The sequence below is a fragment of the Stenotrophomonas sp. INTA L402-1 genome, assembly GCF_059295135.1.
The window spans coordinates 1-593 of the sequence record NZ_JCAFWP010000178.1; the positions used below are offsets into that span (position 1 = coordinate 1).

At 54.8% G+C, this 593-nt stretch carries 1 protein-coding gene; it reads left to right on the top strand.

The window, feature by feature from the left end; all coding sequences use genetic code 11:
* Positions 1 to 593: molybdopterin-dependent oxidoreductase (locus tag AC5O77_RS22205; RefSeq protein ID WP_494507222.1), on the top strand; the 593-nt coding region annotated here is incomplete at both ends.

Sequence of the window (593 nt, forward strand, 5' to 3'; positions counted from 1 at the left end):
GTGCTGCATAAGGCCTCGACATTATTACAACGCTATATGGCGCTGGCAGGCGGTTATACCGGGCATCTGGGGGATTATTCGACCGGTGCAGCACAGGCGATCATGCCGTATGTCGTGGGGGGCAGCGAAGTTTATCAACAGCAAACCAGTTGGCCGTTGGTGCTGGAACATAGCGATGTCGTGGTGCTGTGGAGTGCTAACCCACTCAATACGCTGAAAATGGCGTGGAATGCATCCGCTGAGCAGGGGCTTTCTTACTTTTCTGCACTGCGTGACAGCGGGAAAAAGCTGATCTGCATTGATCCAATGCGATCGGAAACCGTTGAGTTCTTTGGCGATAAAATGGAGTGGGTGGCACCGCACATGGGCACCGATGTTGCGCTGATGCTGGGGATCGCCTATACGCTGGTGGAAAATGGTTGGCACGACGAAGCGTTTCTGGCGCGTTGCACCACCGGTTATGCCGTCTTCGCCTCTTATTTGCTGGGCGAGAGTGACGGAATAGCCAAAACCGCCGAATGGGCGGCAGGGATTTGTGGGGTTAACGCAGAGAAAATCCGCGAGCTGGCGGCTCTTTTCCACCAAAACACGAC